The organism is Pseudotamlana agarivorans (genome assembly GCF_001642835.1).
GTDB lineage: Bacteria > Bacteroidota > Bacteroidia > Flavobacteriales > Flavobacteriaceae > Pseudotamlana > Pseudotamlana agarivorans.
This window is the reverse complement of the sequence record NZ_LXEI01000047.1, coordinates 1-1147: the sequence shown is the minus strand read 5'-3', so window position 1 is coordinate 1147 and position 1147 is coordinate 1. Positions and strand designations below refer to the sequence as shown.

The 1147-nt window shown below is 36.6% G+C and carries 1 protein-coding gene; it reads right to left on the bottom strand.

All coding sequences use genetic code 11. The features are described 5' to 3' along the window. Positions 1-1097 (bottom strand): IS3 family transposase gene (locus A6I66_RS16375; RefSeq protein WP_157614288.1). Its coding sequence is split into 2 segments (ribosomal slippage), with 1098 coding nucleotides annotated over them: positions 1-836 and positions 836-1097; the frame shifts between segments, so codons are not numbered across the junction. This gene is flagged as partial in the annotation. Between the last annotated feature and the right edge of the window lie 50 nt (positions 1098-1147).

Here is a 1147-nt window from a genome sequence, read left to right as displayed (position 1 = left end):
GGGGATTAAATTTATTTCATCTTCAAATCTGGGCATAAATTCTACAGGGGATTTGTTTCCCAAGGATTTATGCGGATGATTATTATTGTAATCAAGTTTCCATTGATTGTTTAACTTTTGTAACTGATAGATGTCATCAAAATAATAAGCATCCAGTATATCTTCCCTATAATGCCTATTAAATCTTTCAATATATCCATTCTGCATTGGTTTGCCTGGTTGAATATACTTGATTTCGATAAAGTTTCTTTCACACCAATTAGCAAAGGTCTTTGATATAAACTCAGGACCATTATCACATCTAACGTACTTAGGAACACCTATTTCCTCTTTAAGTTGCTCTAAGACCTCTACAACTGCTCTGGCAGGAAAGGACAATCCAGCTTCTACCAGTAATGCTTCTCGATTGCAATCATCTATAACGTTCAACACACGAACCTTTCTTCCATCACTAAGAACATCACTCATAAAATCCAAACTCCAACAAATATTCAATGATACTGGAGCTTCTAAAGGCTGTTTGACTCTTGTTGCTAAACGTTTCTTGTGTTTACGCCTTAGTTTAAGTTTCATTTTTCTATATACTCTCAGAACACGTTTTCTGTTCCATTTATGACCTTCGCGACGGATTCGGTTATAATACTCGTCAAAACCTCTAGTAGGCAATTGCTGGGCAAGTTCAGAAAGCTTGTCAATGACTTCTTTGTCATTTTTCTTCCTTTGGTAATACCACATAGAGCGTGTCAACCCAATAACTCCACAAGCGCGCTTAACGGACACTTCGTACTGTTTTATTAGATATTTGACACGAAATCGTTTGTCGGAAGGTCTTAGAACTTTTTTGATAATACGTCCTTTAGCATCCGAATATCAAGAGAAGCATCCGCATACATTTGCTTAAGCTTAAGGTTTTCTTCTTCAAGTTCCTTTAGTCGCTTTAAATGGCTCGCTTCCATGCCACCATATTTCTTGCGCCAATAATAAATGGTACTCTTGTCGATTCCTAGTTCTCGGGCTAGTTCAGGGACGCTTCTTCCTTGTTCATTCTCCTTTAGGATCTTCACAATCTGTGTCTCGGTAAATTTGCTTTTTTTCATGTGACAGTTTAAAATTTAAAATTAGTAAATTCGAATTTTATGCTGTCCTA